Source organism: Streptomyces sp. NPDC048291, assembly GCF_043201715.1.
GTDB lineage: Bacteria > Actinomycetota > Actinomycetes > Streptomycetales > Streptomycetaceae > Streptomyces.
In genome coordinates, this window is record NZ_JBICZC010000015.1 from 165237 (window position 1) to 179710 (window position 14474).

General features: G+C 71.9%; 13 protein-coding genes. 5 read left to right on the plus strand and 8 right to left on the minus strand.

What is annotated here, in order from left to right:
* Positions 1 to 84 precede the first annotated feature (84 nt).
* A complete protein-coding gene (locus tag ACGF5O_RS37110; protein ID WP_393814315.1) occupies positions 85 to 774 on the plus strand; it encodes a DUF6215 domain-containing protein in 690 nt (229 codons plus the stop codon).
* A 90-nt stretch (positions 775 to 864) separates the two neighbouring features.
* On the opposite strand, the gene ACGF5O_RS37115 is transcribed toward ACGF5O_RS37110, so the two are convergent.
* Complete coding sequence (locus tag ACGF5O_RS37115; RefSeq protein ID WP_393814316.1) at positions 865 to 1473, minus strand: hypothetical protein; 609 nt, start codon at positions 1471 to 1473, stop codon at positions 865 to 867.
* Between the two features lie 210 nt (positions 1474 to 1683).
* Between ACGF5O_RS37115 and ACGF5O_RS37120 the strand changes: the two genes are divergently transcribed.
* On the plus strand, positions 1684 to 2148 hold the full coding sequence (locus tag ACGF5O_RS37120) for a PaaI family thioesterase (RefSeq protein WP_393814317.1): 465 nt from the start codon (positions 1684 to 1686) through the stop codon (positions 2146 to 2148).
* 39 nt (positions 2149 to 2187) lie between these two features.
* On the opposite strand, the gene ACGF5O_RS37125 is transcribed toward ACGF5O_RS37120, so the two are convergent.
* The 3 genes from ACGF5O_RS37125 to ACGF5O_RS37135 all read right to left on the minus strand — a co-directional run bounded on the left by ACGF5O_RS37125 (position 2188) and on the right by ACGF5O_RS37135 (position 6553).
* The gene (locus tag ACGF5O_RS37125; RefSeq protein WP_393814466.1) at positions 2188 to 4218 is read right to left on the minus strand and encodes an NAD(+) synthase; all 2031 of its coding nucleotides are present in this window, start codon (positions 4216 to 4218) and stop codon (positions 2188 to 2190) included.
* A 244-nt stretch (positions 4219 to 4462) separates the two neighbouring features.
* The gene (locus ACGF5O_RS37130; RefSeq protein ID WP_393814318.1) at positions 4463 to 5455 is read right to left on the minus strand and encodes a phospholipase D-like domain-containing protein; all 993 of its coding nucleotides are present in this window, start codon (positions 5453 to 5455) and stop codon (positions 4463 to 4465) included.
* Positions 5456 to 5914: 459 nt separating this feature from the next.
* The gene (locus tag ACGF5O_RS37135) at positions 5915 to 6553 is read right to left on the minus strand and encodes a TetR family transcriptional regulator (RefSeq protein WP_393814319.1); all 639 of its coding nucleotides are present in this window, start codon (positions 6551 to 6553) and stop codon (positions 5915 to 5917) included.
* Between the two features lie 65 nt (positions 6554 to 6618).
* Here ACGF5O_RS37135 and ACGF5O_RS37140 point away from each other — a divergent pair, with 65 nt between their 5' ends.
* A complete protein-coding gene (locus ACGF5O_RS37140; RefSeq protein ID WP_393814320.1) occupies positions 6619 to 8055 on the plus strand; it encodes an FAD-dependent monooxygenase in 1437 nt (478 codons plus the stop codon).
* A 64-nt stretch (positions 8056 to 8119) separates the two neighbouring features.
* Here ACGF5O_RS37140 and ACGF5O_RS37145 read toward each other — a convergent pair whose 3' ends face one another.
* Entirely contained in the window at positions 8120 to 8536 is a 417-nt protein-coding gene (locus tag ACGF5O_RS37145) for an ester cyclase (protein ID WP_393814321.1), read from the minus strand.
* A gap of 212 nt (positions 8537 to 8748) precedes the next feature.
* Between ACGF5O_RS37145 and ACGF5O_RS37150 the strand changes: the two genes are divergently transcribed.
* Together ACGF5O_RS37150 and ACGF5O_RS37155 are read left to right on the plus strand one after the other, a co-directional pair.
* Positions 8749 to 11133, plus strand: coding sequence for an ATP-binding cassette domain-containing protein (locus tag ACGF5O_RS37150; protein WP_393814467.1), 2385 nt, complete (start codon positions 8749 to 8751; stop codon positions 11131 to 11133).
* Positions 11134 to 11224: 91 nt separating this feature from the next.
* Positions 11225 to 11731, plus strand: coding sequence for a MarR family winged helix-turn-helix transcriptional regulator (locus ACGF5O_RS37155; protein WP_393814322.1), 507 nt, complete (start codon positions 11225 to 11227; stop codon positions 11729 to 11731).
* Between the two features lie 141 nt (positions 11732 to 11872).
* Here ACGF5O_RS37155 and ACGF5O_RS37160 read toward each other — a convergent pair whose 3' ends face one another.
* The 3 genes from ACGF5O_RS37160 to ACGF5O_RS37170 form a co-directional block, all read right to left on the minus strand.
* Positions 11873 to 12310, minus strand: a complete 438-nt coding sequence (locus ACGF5O_RS37160; RefSeq protein WP_393814323.1) for a universal stress protein — start codon at positions 12308 to 12310, stop codon at positions 11873 to 11875.
* Between the two features lie 240 nt (positions 12311 to 12550).
* Entirely contained in the window at positions 12551 to 13408 is an 858-nt protein-coding gene (locus ACGF5O_RS37165) for a DMT family transporter (RefSeq protein WP_393814324.1), read from the minus strand.
* Between the two features lie 71 nt (positions 13409 to 13479).
* The gene (locus ACGF5O_RS37170; RefSeq protein ID WP_393814325.1) at positions 13480 to 14400 is read right to left on the minus strand and encodes an NADP-dependent oxidoreductase; all 921 of its coding nucleotides are present in this window, start codon (positions 14398 to 14400) and stop codon (positions 13480 to 13482) included.
* Positions 14401 to 14474 lie beyond the last annotated feature (74 nt).

Sequence of the window (14474 nt, forward strand, 5' to 3'; positions counted from 1 at the left end):
AGGGGCATGTGCGGCGCGTGCCTTCCCCGTGAACATCAGTTAGGCTCCAGCGCGCACAGGGGACGCACAGCGGGGGTGGGGGACATGACCGAGGGCTTCGCCGAGCCCGAAAAGGACGGCAGACCGGGGCTTCAGGCGATCGCGGCGGTGGCCTTGTTCGCGGTCGTGGTGGGCGCTCTGTGGGCGCAGAAGGAGTTCGTCCACCCGAAAACCGCGGTGAGCGAACCGGCGGCCTGCTCGAAGCCGGACGACCATCTGCCGGCCCGCTATGTCTCCGGCGACCGGTTGTGCAAGGCGCTCAACCGCCCGGACCTGCCTGTCCTGTTGGGGACCTCGCAGGAGCAGGCCGAGACCGCCCACGGCAGCGGGGAGTGGCTGACGCTCGCCGGCGGCACCAAGATCGCCGAACCCGAGGCGACGGTGACCCTGGAGACGTACTCGGTGAAGCTGACGGCGTCGTACGACCACATGACCGTCTCCACGGCGGGCGACCTGATGGGCGGCGCCCGCAGGACGACCGTCCTCGGGCACCCCGCCGTCCTCTACTCCAGCCCGACCATCTCCATCGGCTTCAACCTCGGTGGCGGCAAGGCGAGTACGGGCCCCGGCGGCACCGCGCGCTGCCTCCTGGTCGCCAAGCACGGCAAGGACGACGGCGAGGGCACGTTCGAGGTGGCGCTCTGGCGCCAGGACGACGTACTGCCTGACGACACGGCCCTGGTACGGGTCGCGGAGCAGGTCCTGCCGACCGTCCCCGGCTGGAACGGGCACTGACGGCCCCGGGTGGGGGCAGGCGCGCCGCGGGGCCGCCCGGAGCTCCGGGCGGCCCCGCGGCGGAGTGCGTGTCGACGCGGCGTCAGTTCCTCACGGGGCGAAGGCCGTCGTGGAGGCGAGGCTGTCCGCCGACGGCAGCGCGGGCAGCGATGGCAGTGCGGGCAGGGCGCCGAGGAGACCGGCGACCGCCGCGAGGATCGGGGCCAGCAGCCCGGTGACTGCGCCCAGCAGTCCGCCGAGGTCGAGCGAGGTCAGTGCGCTGAGCAGCCCGTCGACGGCCGCCTGGATCGCGTTCAGCAGGTCCGAGACGGGGTCGGCCGCCCGGTGCGCACGGTCGGCGGCGTCGGCGTCCAGGTTCCGCAGCCGCTCCTGGACCGTGTTGCTCCACTCCCGCAGCGCTTTCGCGTAGGCGGCGGCCTGCGCCGGGTCGATGCGGGTGCCCTGCGCAGCGGCGAGGCCGGGAAGTTCGTCCAGCAGGGGTGTCAGGGCCCGGTCGTACTGTGCCGGGTCCAGTGCGTCGATCCGGTCGAGGAGCGTGGCGAGGTCGGTGCCGGGCGGCGGGGCCGTCTGCGCGACACCGGGTCCCGTCGCTTCTCGGCCGGCGTCGGCGGCGGCAGCGGAGGCCGCCGCCGGGCCGAGCACCAGGGCGGCACAGACCAGCGGGGAGACGAGGAGGCCGCGGGAGGCAAGGGCACGCATGGGTTTCCTTTCGAGAACTTGCGTCTTTTGCCCACCCTGGAAAGCGGGGTGCGGGCCCGCAACCGGTCACCCATCCTGCCGAGCGTCGGCCGTGTCACGGCGATGGCTCTGACCAGTGGCTTTTCCCCGGTATCGGGCTCCGTCCGGGTGTCGGTCGGATGTTCACCCGTCAGAGTGCGCCCGGTCGGCCGTGGACGAGAGGAGCCCCCCGTGTCCACCACCGACCTCGCCGCCCTGTCCGGCCTCGAGCTGATGCGCTGGATACAGTCCGCGCGGCCGGCCGACACCGTGCCGCCGACGATCGGCAGGCTGCTCGGCATGCGCTTCGACGAGGTGGACCACGGCCGTATGGTCATGTCGCTCGACACCCGTCCCGACTTCGCCAACCCCCTCGGCACCGTCCACGGCGGCATCGCGGCCCCCCTGCTCGACTCCGTGATGGGCTGCGCCGTGCACACCACTCTGCCCGCCGGTGTCGGCTACGCCACCCTCGAACTCAAGGTCAACTACATCCGCGCCGCCCACACCGGTGGCCAGACCCTCACGGCCGAGGGGAACGTCATCCACGCGGGCCGCTCCACCGCCACGGCCGAGGGCAAGGTGCTCGACGAGCGCGGGAAACTGATCGCCCACGCGACCACGACCTGCCTCATCATGCGACCGGCCGGGAGCTGACGGCGGACCGGCCCCGGGACCCGCGCGCCGAGCGGGCGGCTACTCCGGGACCCGGGCCAGGTCGTGCAGCCAGGCCTTCGCCGAGCTGTCCGACGGGGCACGCCAGTCGCCGCGAGGGGAGAGCGAACCGCCCGCCGAGACCTTCGGTCCGTTCGGCATCGCCGAGCGCTTGAACTGGGCGAAGGCGAAGAAGCGGCGGCAGAAGTAGTCGAGCCAGTGCCGGATCTCCGCCAGGTCGTACGCCTTGCGGTCGCCCTCGGGGAAGCCGGGCGGCCAGGCTCCCGCCTCCCGGTCGTGCCAGGCGTGCCAGGCCAGGAAGGCGATCTTCGACGGCCGGAACCCGTGCCGCAGCACCTGGTACAGGGTGAAGTCGTGCAGGGCGTACGGGCCGATCTTCGACTCGGTGGACTGCAGCTCCTCACCCGGCACCAGCTCCGGGCTGATCTCGGTGTCGAGGATCGCCGCGAGGGTCTCGCCGGTCTCCGCGTCGAACTGCTCGCTGCTGATGACCCAGCGGATCAGGTGCTGGATCAGGGTCTTCGGCACCCCGGAGTTGACGTTGTAGTGGCTCATCTGGTCGCCGACGCCGTAAGTCGACCAGCCCAGCGCCAGCTCCGACAGGTCCCCGGTGCCGAGGACGATGCCGCCGCGCTGGTTGGCCAGCCGGAACAGGTAGTCGGTGCGCAGACCGGCCTGCACGTTCTCGAAGGTCACGTCGTAGACCGGCTCGCCGGCGGCGAACGGGTGGCCCATCTCCTGCAGCATCAGCCGCGCGGTCGGCGTGATGTCCAGCTCGGCCGCGGTCACGCCGAGCGAGTTCATCAGGCGGTGGGCGTTGCCCTTGGTGTGCTCACCGGTCGCGAAGCCCGGCAGGGTGAAGGCCAGGATGTCGCTGCGCGGGCGGCCCGCGCGGTCCATGGCACGGGCGGCGACGATCAGCGCGTGCGTGGAGTCGAGACCGCCGGACACGCCGATGACGATCTTCGGTCCGCCGATCGCCGCCAGCCGCTGCTGGAGCGCGGCGACCTGGATGTTGTACGCCTCGTAGCAGTCCTGGGCGAGCCGCTGCGGGTCGGCCGGGACGAACGGGAAGCGCTCCACCCGGCGCCGCAGCCCGAGGTCGGCCGCCGGCGGGTCGAGGTGGAAGGCGACGGTCCGGAAGTCGCCGGTGCGGGCCGCGTGGGTACGGCGGTTGTCGTCGAACGAGCCCATCCGGGCCCGCTCCTGGCGCAGCAGGTCCAGGTCCACGTCTGCCACCGCGTACTGGTCGTCGAGCGGGAACCGGTCCGTCTCGGCCAGCAGTGCGCCGTTCTCGTAGATCATGGTCTGGCCGTCCCAGGACAGGTCCGTCGACGACTCGCCCAGTCCGGCCGCCGCGTACACGTACGCGGCGAGGCAGCGCTGCGACGCGGAGCGGCACAGCAGCTTGCGGTCCTCCGCCCGGCCGACCGTGATCGGGCTGCCGGAGAGGTTCAGCAGTACGGTCGCGCCGGCCAGCGCCGCCTCCGCGCTCGGCGGCACCGGCACCCACATGTCCTCGCAGACCTCGGCGTGCAGCACGAGCCCGGGGACGTCCTCCGCCTCGAACAGCAGGTCCACCCCGAACGGCACGCTCTCGCCGCCGATCCGGATGGTGCCGCCGCGCTCGTCGTCGCCCGCGGCGATCTGGCGCCGCTCGTAGAACTCCCGGTAGTTCGGCGGGTACGACTTGGGCGCGACCCCGAGGATCCGGCCGCGGTGCACGAACACCGCGCAGTTGTAGATCCGGTTGCGGTGCCGCAGCGGGGCGCCGACGACGAGGACCGGCAGCAGCCCGGCCGAACCGGCCCGCACCGCCTCGACGGCCTCCTCGACCTGGTCGAGCACCGCGTCCTGGAGCAGCAGGTCCTCGATCGAGTAGCCGGTCAGGCCGAGCTCCGGGAAGACCGCCACCGCGACGCCCTCCTCGGCGCAGCGGCGGGCCTGCCGCAGCACCGCCTCGGCGTTGGCGCGCGGGTCGGCGATGACGGTGTGGCCCGTGCACGACGCGACGCGCGCGAAGCCGTGCTCATAGATCGACCAGAAGTTCAACGGGGCTTCCTCGGGAGAGACGGACACGGTGCGGATGCCGGACAGAAGGCATCGCCGTGGCACCCTCTCGGTCGACGGCCTGGCGAACCTCCTGCCCCGAGCAGCATAGATCGCCGAGCGATCCGGGCTGGTCAGGGATTCCGCGCGGCCCGCGCACAGGTCCGCCGCGCACGGCGGGTCACCGGCGCCGTCCTGCCCCGGCCGTGCCGAAGCGCGGCCGGGGCAGGACGGCGGAACCGGACCGCTACGCGGCGGTGCCGCCCGAGTAGTCGCTGTTGAACGTGGTCTCGACGGTCGTGGCCACCGACTGCGCCACCCCGGTGCCCGTGAGGATGATGCCCAGCTCACGGTTGTTGGAGAGGGAGTTGCTGCTGATGTTCATGGAGCCGGCCTCCACCTCCTGGGTGGACAGGCCGTAGTCGGCGACCATGGCCTTGGCGTGGATGTAGAAGCCGTCGGGGTCGGAGTAGCCGACGACCGTGCCGCCCGCGGCCTTGATCGCGGAGACCTCGCTGGAGTAGTCGCCCGGCGTCTCCAGGACGACCCGCACCTTCACGCCCGCCTTGGCCCTGGCGACGATGGCGTTGACCACCGTGCTGTCGCTGAACTCCAGTTCCTCGACGTCGAGCGTCTTGGTGGCGGCGTTGACCACGGTGAGCAGGCGGCTGCGCGAGTCGGTGGGGGACCAGAGCAGGTGGTCGCCGTCCGTGGGGGTGATCGAGGTGCCGGCGTAGTCGGCGTTGAAGACCTTCTCGATCGCCGCGACGTCCCTGGTGTCGTCGGTGAAGACGCCGTAGTCCCGGCCGGTCGCGTAGTACTGGGAGGTCAGGTTGCCGGTCAGGACGAGCGACTTGGTGGCGTCGACCGTGATGGTCTTCTGGTGCGTGTAGACGAAGCTGGTCGACGACCACGCCACGCCCACGCCCGCGTTCGTGAGGGAGGTGTAGGCGGAGTTGTTGGCGCTCTTGTGCGCCTGGTCCAGGACGACCCGCACGGTGACGCCCTTGTTCTCCAGGGCGATCAGGTCGTTGACGGCCGTGGTGTCCTCCAGCTCGTACATCGTCATGTCGAGCGAGCTGGTGGCCGAGTTGATGAAGTCGTAGATCGTGGGCTCGCTGCTGCTGAGCGAGAAGGCGAACGCGGTGTAGCTCGCGGCGTTCGCGGGGACCGCGGTGGCGACCACGGCCGCACCGGCCGCCAGGGCGACGCCCGCGCGGCCGAGAAGCTTCGACAGCATGTACGTGACTCCTAGTCGAATAGACGCTCACGTGGGGGGTGGGTGAGCGTGGGCATGACACCACGCGCGTAGACTGCCGAGGAAGGGAAGCCGGGTGAACTCACCGTTACCTGTGCGGCGTGCGGCCGGACATAGCGGACTCGGTGCAGGTGGGGGCCGGTTCATGGGCGTCCCGCAAGAACGCAAAATCTTCGTAGCCGGGCGCACGGGCGCGATGAACCCGTGGCTGCGGTGGGATACCGGCCGGTGTTGGCGGGGGCCGATCGGTGGCTGGTGTCGGCGGCGGACGGTGGCCGGCGTCAGCGGGAGCGGCCGGAAGGTGGGTGGCGTCGGCAGTGGCCGGATGGTGGCTGATGTCTGCGCGCGCCGGGCGGTGACCGACGTCAACGGCGGCCGGACGGTGGCCGATATCGGTCTCCGTCCCGCTTCGCGCCTCCCCGTGGGCCCGGCGTGCGGGGGTCAGGTGGTCCTGAGCCGGGCTCCCAGGCCGCCGTCGAGGAGGTCGAAGGCCTGGTGGGCCGCTCGGGCCGCCTCCGGGTAGCGGGCGTCGGCGGACTCGCCGGCCGCCAGCGCTTCGTGGTTCATCACGGCCAACTGCCGCTGCACCGCGATCACCTGGGCCGCCGCAAGGCGCGCCACCAGCGGATCGGCGCCGGTCTCCCGCAGCGCCTCGGTGAGCGCCTCGGTCCCGCGTGCGGTGTACCGCGTCAGCCGCGCCGCCAGGCTCTCCGTGTCGAAGATCATCCTGAGGAAGGCGACGATCTCGGGAGTGTCGTTGAGCCCCGTGTTCGGGTCGCGCCGCGCCAGTGCGTCCAGCAGCGCCTCCCGCAGCGCGTCGAGCGGCTGCCGTCCCGCCGCGCGGGTGCGCACGATCCGGGCCGCCTCGCTCTCGTGGTCGGCGAACCGGTGCAGGACCAGATCCTCCTTGGTCGGGAAGTACGCGAAGAGCGTCCGCCGGGAGATCTCCGCCGCCTCCGCGATCTCGGTGATCGAGACCTGGTCGAAGCCCCTGTCCAGGAAGAGGCGGATCGCTGTCGCCGAGACCGTCTCCCGGGTGCGTTCCTTCTTGGTCTCCCGCAGGCCCACGCGCTGATTCATGCACTCAGTCTACCTGGTGGTAGACTGAGTGCATTCTTGCACTGAGTGCACTCACTGGAGGCGTCATGCGAACCGAGATCATCGTGGTGGGGGCCGGTCCGACGGGACTGATGCTGGCCCATGAGCTGACCCTGGCCGGCGTACCGGTCGTGGTCCTGGAGAAGCAGCGCACGCGCAACCCCCAGTCCCGGGCGGGTGGCCTGCAGCCGCGCACCGCGGAAGTGCTCGACCTGCGCGGACTGCTGGACCCCCTGCTCGCCGACGCGCCCTCGCGCACCATGTACGGGGGGCACTTCGCGATGCTGCCCGTCGAACTGGACTGCCGTCCCTGGCGCACCCGCCACCCCCGCCCGGTCACGCTCCCGCAGGAGCGGCTCGAGGCGTTCCTCGAACAGCGGCTGCTCGCGCAGGGCGTGCCCGTGCTGCGCGGGCGCGAGGTGTCGGCCGTGGAGCAGGACGCGGACGGCGTCACGGTCGGGGAGATACGCGGCAGCCACCTGGTCGCCTGCGACGGCGCGCACAGCGCGGTCCGCGCCGCGCTGTCGGTCCCGTTCCCGGGCCGGGCCGGCCGGATGTCCGCCGTGGCCGCCGACCTCACCCTCGCCGCCAGGTCCGACACGGTCCCCACCGAGTACGGGCACTTCAGCCAGTACCCGCGGACCGCGGGCGGCTACTTCAGCATCCTGCACCCCCTCGACGGCGACCGGTACCGGCTGATCTTCGGCCGGCTCTCCGGCGACGGCCCCGACCGCGCGGCCCCCGTGACCGCGGACGAGGTCCGCGAGGCACTGCACGCCGTGTACGGGCGGGAGACCGAACTGGGCGAGCTGCGTGCGGCGTCCCGGTTCAGCGACGCCGTCCGGCAGGTCGAGCGGTACCGCGAGGGGAGGGTGTTCTTCGCCGGGGACGCGGCGCACATCCACGCGCCGATCGGCGGCCAGGGCGTGAACCTGGGCGTGCAGGACGCGGTCAACCTGGGCTGGAAACTGGCCGCCGAGGTGCTCGGCCGGGCCCCCGCCGGCCTGCTGGACACCTACCACGACGAGCGGCACCCGGTCGCGGCACGGGTGCTGGAGCACACCCGCGCCCAGGCCGTGCTCATGAACCCGGGCCAGGACGGGGAACTCGCGGCGGTCCGGTCCCTCGCGACGGAACTGCTGCGCCTGCCCGACACCAACCGCTACCTGTCGGGCGTGATGTCCGGCCTCGACACCGAGTACCCCGGGGTCGGCCCCCGGATGATCGACCTGGAACTGGTCACCGGGTCCGGCCCGGCCCGGGTGAGCGATCTGATGCACTCGGGCCGGGGCCTGCTGCTCTCGCTCGACGGCAGGCAGCGCTCCGTGGGCGGCCGGGAGGACCGCGTCGAGCACGTCACGGCGAAGACCGACGAGGACGTGTCCGGCGCCGGGGCGTTCCTGGTCAGGCCCGACGGCTACGTGGCCTGGTCCACGGCCGACGGCAGCCCCCTGGAGACGGCCCTCGCCCGGTGGTTCGGCTGAACTCTCACCCGGCGGTTCGGTTGAACGCTCATCCGGTGGTTCGGTCGAGCCCGCGCCCGCCTGGTCAGCCGTCCGCCAGTCCGAGCTGGCGCAGCATGCCGAGTTCGTCGCTGCTGCCCCAGCGCTCGACTAGTCTGCCGTCCTCGTCGAAGCGGCTGATCTGCATGCCCCGGTAGCTCACCCTCAGGCCGGTCGGGGGCTGCCCCATCAGCGGTCCCAGATGCGTCCCGCTGATGTGGTAGGCGAACGCCAACTCGTCGTCCGTCGCCAGCAGATGCTCCACTTCGACGTGCAGGTCGGGGAAGGCCGCCCGGAGATCGTTGAACATGGCCTTGTACCCGGCGGGTCCAGGGACCTGTCCCGGGGCAGGGTCGTGATCGACGGAATCGGGCGCCACGATGGCGTCCAGCGCGTCGAGGTCCCCGGCGACGACGGCCTCTCCGAAAGCGGTCTGTGCGGCGATGTTCGTCTGCTGCGCCATGAGCACTCCCGGGCGTGCGCGGGGCGCCGGCCCGTGTGTCGGCTGGGAGATCCGCGCCTACGCCGTACACCGACCGTACAACGGCCCCCGGCCCCCGGCAGGCCAGGGTGTGCGCTCATCGGTCAGTAATGGAGAAGCACTACTGTTCCACCCCGACTAGCGTGGCGGCCATCGACGCAGGCACCGCGCAGCGGACGGAGACGGGTGTGAGCATGGCCAGAACCACCGGGACGCAGAGGACCACGCCCCATGTGGCCGACACGCACGGCCTGATCCGTGTGCACGGTGCGCGGGAGAACAACCTCAAGGACGTCAGCATCGAGATCCCGAAGCGCCGGCTGACGGTCTTCACCGGGGTTTCCGGCTCCGGCAAGAGCTCGCTGGTCTTCGACACCATCGCCGCCGAGTCGCAGCGGCTGATCAACGAGACCTACCCCGCCTTCGTGCAGGGCTTCATGCCCAACCTGGCCCGCCCCGAGGTCGACGTCCTCGAAGGACTGACCACCGCGATCATCGTGGACCAGCAGCGGATGGGCGGCGACCCGCGCTCCACCGTCGGCACCGCCACCGACGCCAACGCGCTGCTGCGGATCCTCTTCAGCAGGCTCGGCAAGCCGCACATCGGCTCGCCCAAGGCGTTCTCCTTCAACATCGCCTCGATCAGCGGCGCCGGCGCCGTCACCGTCGAACGCGCGGGTCAGAAGGTGAAGGAGCGCCGCAGCTTCAGCATCACCGGCGGCATGTGCCCGCGCTGCGAGGGCCGGGGCGCCGTCACCGACCTCGACCTCGCCCAGCTCTACGACGAGACCCTCTCCCTCAACGAGGGCGCGATCACCGTCCCCGGCTACAAGGGCGGCGGCTGGAACTCCCGCCTCTACGCCGAGTCCGGCTTCTTCGATGCGGACAAGCCGGTCAGCAAGTTCACCAAGAAGGAGCTGCAGGACTTCCTGTACCGGGAGCCGACCCGGATGAAGATCGCGGGCATCAACATGACCTACGAGGGTCTGATCCCGCGCATCCAGAAGTCGATGCTCTCCAAGGACAAGGAGTCGATGCAGCCGCACATCCGCGAGTTCGTGGAGCGTGCGGTCACCTTCGCGACCTGCCCCGACTGTGACGGCACCCGCCTCAGCGAGGGCGCCCGCTCCTCGAAGATCGACGGGATCAGCATCGCCGACGCCTGCGCGATGCAGATCAGCGACCTGGCGGCCTGGGTGCGCGGCCTCGACGAACCGTCGGTGGCACCGCTCCTCGCCACTCTCCGGCACACCCTGGAGTCGTTCGTGGAGATCGGCCTCGGCTATCTCTCGCTCGACCGGCCGGCCGGCACCCTGTCCGGCGGCGAGGCCCAGCGCACGAAGATGATCCGGCACCTCGGCTCCTCGCTCACCGACGTCACGTACGTCTTCGACGAGCCCACCACCGGCCTGCACCCGCACGACATCCAGCGCATGAACGGCCTGCTGCTGCGGCTGCGCGACAAGGGCAACACCGTGCTCGTCGTGGAGCACAAGCCGGAGGTCATCGCCATCGCCGACCACGTCGTCGACCTCGGCCCCGGCGCCGGTGCGGGCGGCGGCACGATCTGCTTCGAGGGCACCGTCGAGGCCCTGCGGACCGGCGGCACGATCACCGGCCGCCACTTCGACGACCGGGCCGCCCTCAAGGACACGGTCCGCAAGTCCACCGGCACGCTGGAGATCCGCGGCGCGCAGACCCACAACCTCCAGGGCGTCGACGTCGACATCCCGCTCGGCGTCCTCGCCGTCGTCACCGGGGTCGCGGGCTCCGGCAAGAGCTCTTTGGTGCACGGCTCGATCCCGACCGGTGCCGGGGTGATCTCCGTCGACCAGGGCGCCATCCGCGGCTCCCGGCGCAGCAACCCGGCGACGTACACCGGACTGCTCGAACCGATCCGCAAGGCCTTCGCCAAGGAGAACGGCGTCAAACCGGCCCTGTTCAGTTCCAACTCCGAGGGCGCCTGCCCCACCTGCAACGGCGCCGGTGTGATCTACACCGACCTGGCGATGATGGCGGGCGTCGCCACCACCTGCGAGGACTGCGACGGCAAGCGGTTCGAGGCGTCCGTCCTCGACTACCACCTCGGCGGCCGGGACATCAGCGAGGTGCTGGCGATGCCGGTGACCGAGGCCGTGGAGTTCTTCGCCGCGGGCGAGGCGCACACCCCGGCCGCCCACCGCATCCTCCAGCGGCTCACGGACGTCGGCCTCGGCTACCTCACCATCGGCCAGCCGCTCACCACCCTGTCCGGCGGCGAGCGCCAGCGCCTCAAGCTGGCCACGCACATGGCCGACAAGGGCGGCGTCTACGTCCTCGACGAGCCGACCGCGGGCCTGCACCTCGCCGACGTCGAGCAGCTGCTCGGTCTCCTCGACCGGCTGGTCGACTCCGGCAAGTCGGTCATCGTCGTCGAGCACCACCAGGCGGTTATGGCCCACGCCGACTGGATCATCGACCTCGGCCCGGGCGCCGGCCACGACGGCGGCCGGATCGTCTTCGAGGGCACGCCCGCCGACCTGGTGGCGTCCCGCTCCACCCTCACCGCGCAGCACCTCGCGGAGTACGTCGGCGCCTGAACGGGTGACCGCTCCGGGGAGACGGGATCTCCCCGGAGCGGTCACCACCTGAGGTTTGAACATTCAAACGTCAGTGGTTAGGCTGCGTCCCATGACCACGACGCCACGCTGGCTGAACCCCGAGGAACGACGGGCGTGGCTCGCCTACGTCCAGTTCTCCACGCATCTCTCGGACCACCTGAACCGCCAGCTGCGGCGCGACGCGGGGATGACCCACGCCGACTACACGCTGCTCGCCAATCTGTCCTCGGTCAAGGATCACAGCCTGACCATGTCCGAGCTGGCCGAACGCCTGAAGATCACCCGCAGCCGCCTCACCCACGCCGTGACCCGCCTCCAGGAGGCCGGCTACGTCGACCGCCGCGAGGACCCGGTCAACCGCCGCAACCAGCACGCCATCCTCACCCCGGCCGGCATGGGCCTCCTGGAGCGCGCGGCGCCCGGCCACGTCGAGGCGGTCCGCCGAGCCGTCTTCGACGCCCTCACCCCCGAGCAGGTCACCCAGTTCGCCGAGATCGGCGAGGCCGTCAACGCCGCCCTGCAACGGATGGACGCCGACACCGGCGAACAGGAGGCACTGCCCTGGCGGCGCCGCTGATTCGGCGCCCCTGAAGGGGCGCGGGGAACTGCGCGACCAGCCACGACGGCGCCGCAGACCACCGACGGCGGAGAGGCCAGCACGGCGCCCGCCGCGGACGACGAATCCGCAGCGGGCCCGGGGGCGATGGCCGAAGGCCGGTCAGGCCTCGTCGTGGTCTTCCGGCGCCAGCAGGATCGCCGTCTTGGTGCGGTGCGCGACGGCGTCGCTGACCCGCGGGTCGAACAGCGCCTCGACGGAGCTCCGGTGGTGCGGGCTCAGCACGATGAGATCGGCCGCGAACTCCTCCGCGGTGTCGGCGATGGTGGTCGCGACCTGGGTGGTCAGCCCCCTGACGAGGGTCCCCTCGGCCTTGACGCCCGCTTCGCGCAGGGCCGTCAGAGCCTCGTCGAGGACCGCCTGCGCCTCGGCGTCCTCCTCCAGGGGCACGATCGCGGCGACGGAGGCGGCGGAGGCGATGACGTGTACGACGCGGACCTCGGCGTTCGTCAGCTTGGCCAGCTCGCCGGTCAGCCGCACGGCGGAGCGGCGGGCGGGGCTGGGATCGACGGCGACCAGGATGCGCTGGAACACGGACACGGTGTTTCCCCTTCCGGGGGCATGGAAGGTTTACTCGGTGGTCAGGGACGCCGGATCACGGCGTGACGGGTCGGCGCGTCCGGCGCCGAACGAGCTCTTCCAGCCCCACCCTGTGATCATCTCACCGGCCACCGGCGCCTCGGACGGCGGCCCGTGTAACAGCCACTGAACTGCCGAGAGCCGCACGGTATCGGCCGGTACCGGCGGAACGGCCGAACCCGCGACGACCCCGCACGTCCCTCACCGCATGACATCGACGAGGTGCGGCACGACGCGGGTCAGCCGGGTCACGCCCCACAGGATCAGACCGGCCCCGGCCACCTCGGGCAGCAGCCACCACCCGGTGCGGACCGACTCGTCGAACAGGGCGACGCCCAGCAGCAGACTCACCGCCGCGTCGCCGATCGTCAGCGCCGGCTGGGAGGCGACGAGCGGACCGGCCTGCAGCGCGTTCTCCAGGAGCAGCAGCGCCGCGATCCCGGTGAGCGCGAAGCCGTAGGTCTGCCAGGCGGTGAGGAACGCGGGCAGGCCGTCGTCCGCGAGCCGGCCGGTGGCCGACTTCATGAGCGCCGCGGTCAGCGCGTTGCCGATCGCGGCTCCGCCGGCCAGGCCCGCGGCGCGGAACAGCGGCGACGACGAGGACCGTACGAGCAGCACGGTGACGGCGATGGCGCCCAGGGTGAGGGCCAGGACCGGGATCCAGCGCTGCATCGACGCCTGCTGGCGGCCGCCGGACGGGGCCGCCGAGGCGAGCAGCAGGGCCAGGCCTGCCACCACCACGGCGATCGTCCGCCAGCCCTCCGGACTGGGCCTGCGATGCATCAGCGGCACGGCGATCAGCAGCGCGAACGGCAGCTCCAGCATGAACAGCGGCTGGACCAGCGCCATGGGCCCGTTGACCAGTGCGAGCGCCTGGAAGACCGCGGCCCCCGCCACGCCGGCGATACCGATGGCCCAGGCCGGCCGCCGCATGAGCACCAGCAGCAGGCGCAGTCCGCTGCGGCCGGGCGCGGTGGACGCGGCCTTGCGCTGGAAGGCCGTGCCCGCCGCGTTGCTGACGGCACCCAGGACGGCGAAGAGCACGGCGAGCACCATCATGGTTCCAGCATGCCCGCTGCGCCCGGCGAGCTCAGCCCGGAGCGCCCGGCCCCGCCGGCGCGGAGCGGGCGCTACGGCCGGAGCACGATCTTGCCCCGGGCGTGCCCCCGTTCCAGGTCGCGGAACGCCTCCCGGACCTGTTCCAGCGGGTAGACGCGGGCGATCGGCACGTCCAGCTCGCCCCGGGCGGCGAGCCGCGCGAGCTCACCGACCACGACCGCGGACGCGGCCGACCCCTCCCCGTAGGTCCGGGCACCGACCCGGGCCGCGGCCGGCCAGTCGCGGATGTTGTTGATCCGTCCGGGCCGTACGCCCAGGTCCACGGCCATGTCCACATAGCCGTCGCCGAAGGTGTCGATGAAGGCGTCGACGTCCCTGCCCCCGGCGGCCTTCCGGATCCGGTTCGCCGCTCCTTCCCCGTAGGCGACGGGGACGACGCCGTGGGCCGTCAGCCAGGCGTGGTTGGCCTCGCTCGCCAGCCCGACGACGGTGGCACCGCGCCGCCGCGCCAGCTGTACGGCGAGCGCCCCCACGCCACCGGCAGCCCCGGACACCACGACGGTCTCCTCCGGCCCGGGGTCCACCGCGAACACGGTCGCGTACGCGGTGGTGCCGGCCACGTACAGCGATCCGGCCACCTCCCAGGGCAGCCCCTCCGGGCGGGACACCAGGTTGACGTCCTCGGCCACGACGTACTCGGCATGGCTCGCCCGGTTGTGGGTGAAGCCGAGCACCTCGTCGCCGACCGCGAAGCCGCGCACCTCGGGACCGGCCGCCACCACGACGCCGGCCAGGTCGCTGCCCTGCCCGGACGGGAACGTCGCGGGCCAGCGCCCGTGCCGGGCACCCTCGCGGATCATCACCTCACCCGGCTGGATCCCGGCCGCGCGGACCTCGACCAGCACCTGCCCGGGACCCGGCACCGGCCGCTCCACCTCCTCGACCCGCAGCACATCGATCCCGCCGTACGCGTGGAACCGCACCGCCTTCATCGCGTGATCACCGTTCTTCCTCGCTGAGAGAAGCCCTGGCCGACGAGCCGACGGCCGGCCACACACCGGCCGCG

Excerpts from the sequence above, each read along its gene's own strand:
- ACGF5O_RS37110 (WP_393814315.1), top strand. The coding sequence starts at position 85 with ATGACCGAGGGCTTCGCCGAGCCCGAAAAGGACGGCAGACCGGGGCTT.
- ACGF5O_RS37115 (WP_393814316.1), bottom strand. The coding sequence starts at position 1,473 with ATGCGTGCCCTTGCCTCCCGCGGCCTCCTCGTCTCCCCGCTGGTCTGT.
- ACGF5O_RS37130 (WP_393814318.1), bottom strand. The coding sequence starts at position 5,455 with ATGCTGTCGAAGCTTCTCGGCCGCGCGGGCGTCGCCCTGGCGGCCGGT.
- ACGF5O_RS37135 (WP_393814319.1), bottom strand. The coding sequence starts at position 6,553 with ATGAATCAGCGCGTGGGCCTGCGGGAGACCAAGAAGGAACGCACCCGG.
- ACGF5O_RS37140 (WP_393814320.1), top strand. The coding sequence starts at position 6,619 with ATGCGAACCGAGATCATCGTGGTGGGGGCCGGTCCGACGGGACTGATG.
- ACGF5O_RS37145 (WP_393814321.1), bottom strand. The coding sequence starts at position 8,536 with ATGGCGCAGCAGACGAACATCGCCGCACAGACCGCTTTCGGAGAGGCC.
- ACGF5O_RS37150 (WP_393814467.1), top strand. The coding sequence starts at position 8,749 with ATGGCCAGAACCACCGGGACGCAGAGGACCACGCCCCATGTGGCCGAC.
- ACGF5O_RS37155 (WP_393814322.1), top strand. The coding sequence starts at position 11,225 with ATGACCACGACGCCACGCTGGCTGAACCCCGAGGAACGACGGGCGTGG.
- ACGF5O_RS37165 (WP_393814324.1), bottom strand. The coding sequence starts at position 13,408 with ATGATGGTGCTCGCCGTGCTCTTCGCCGTCCTGGGTGCCGTCAGCAAC.
- ACGF5O_RS37170 (WP_393814325.1), bottom strand. The coding sequence starts at position 14,400 with ATGAAGGCGGTGCGGTTCCACGCGTACGGCGGGATCGATGTGCTGCGG.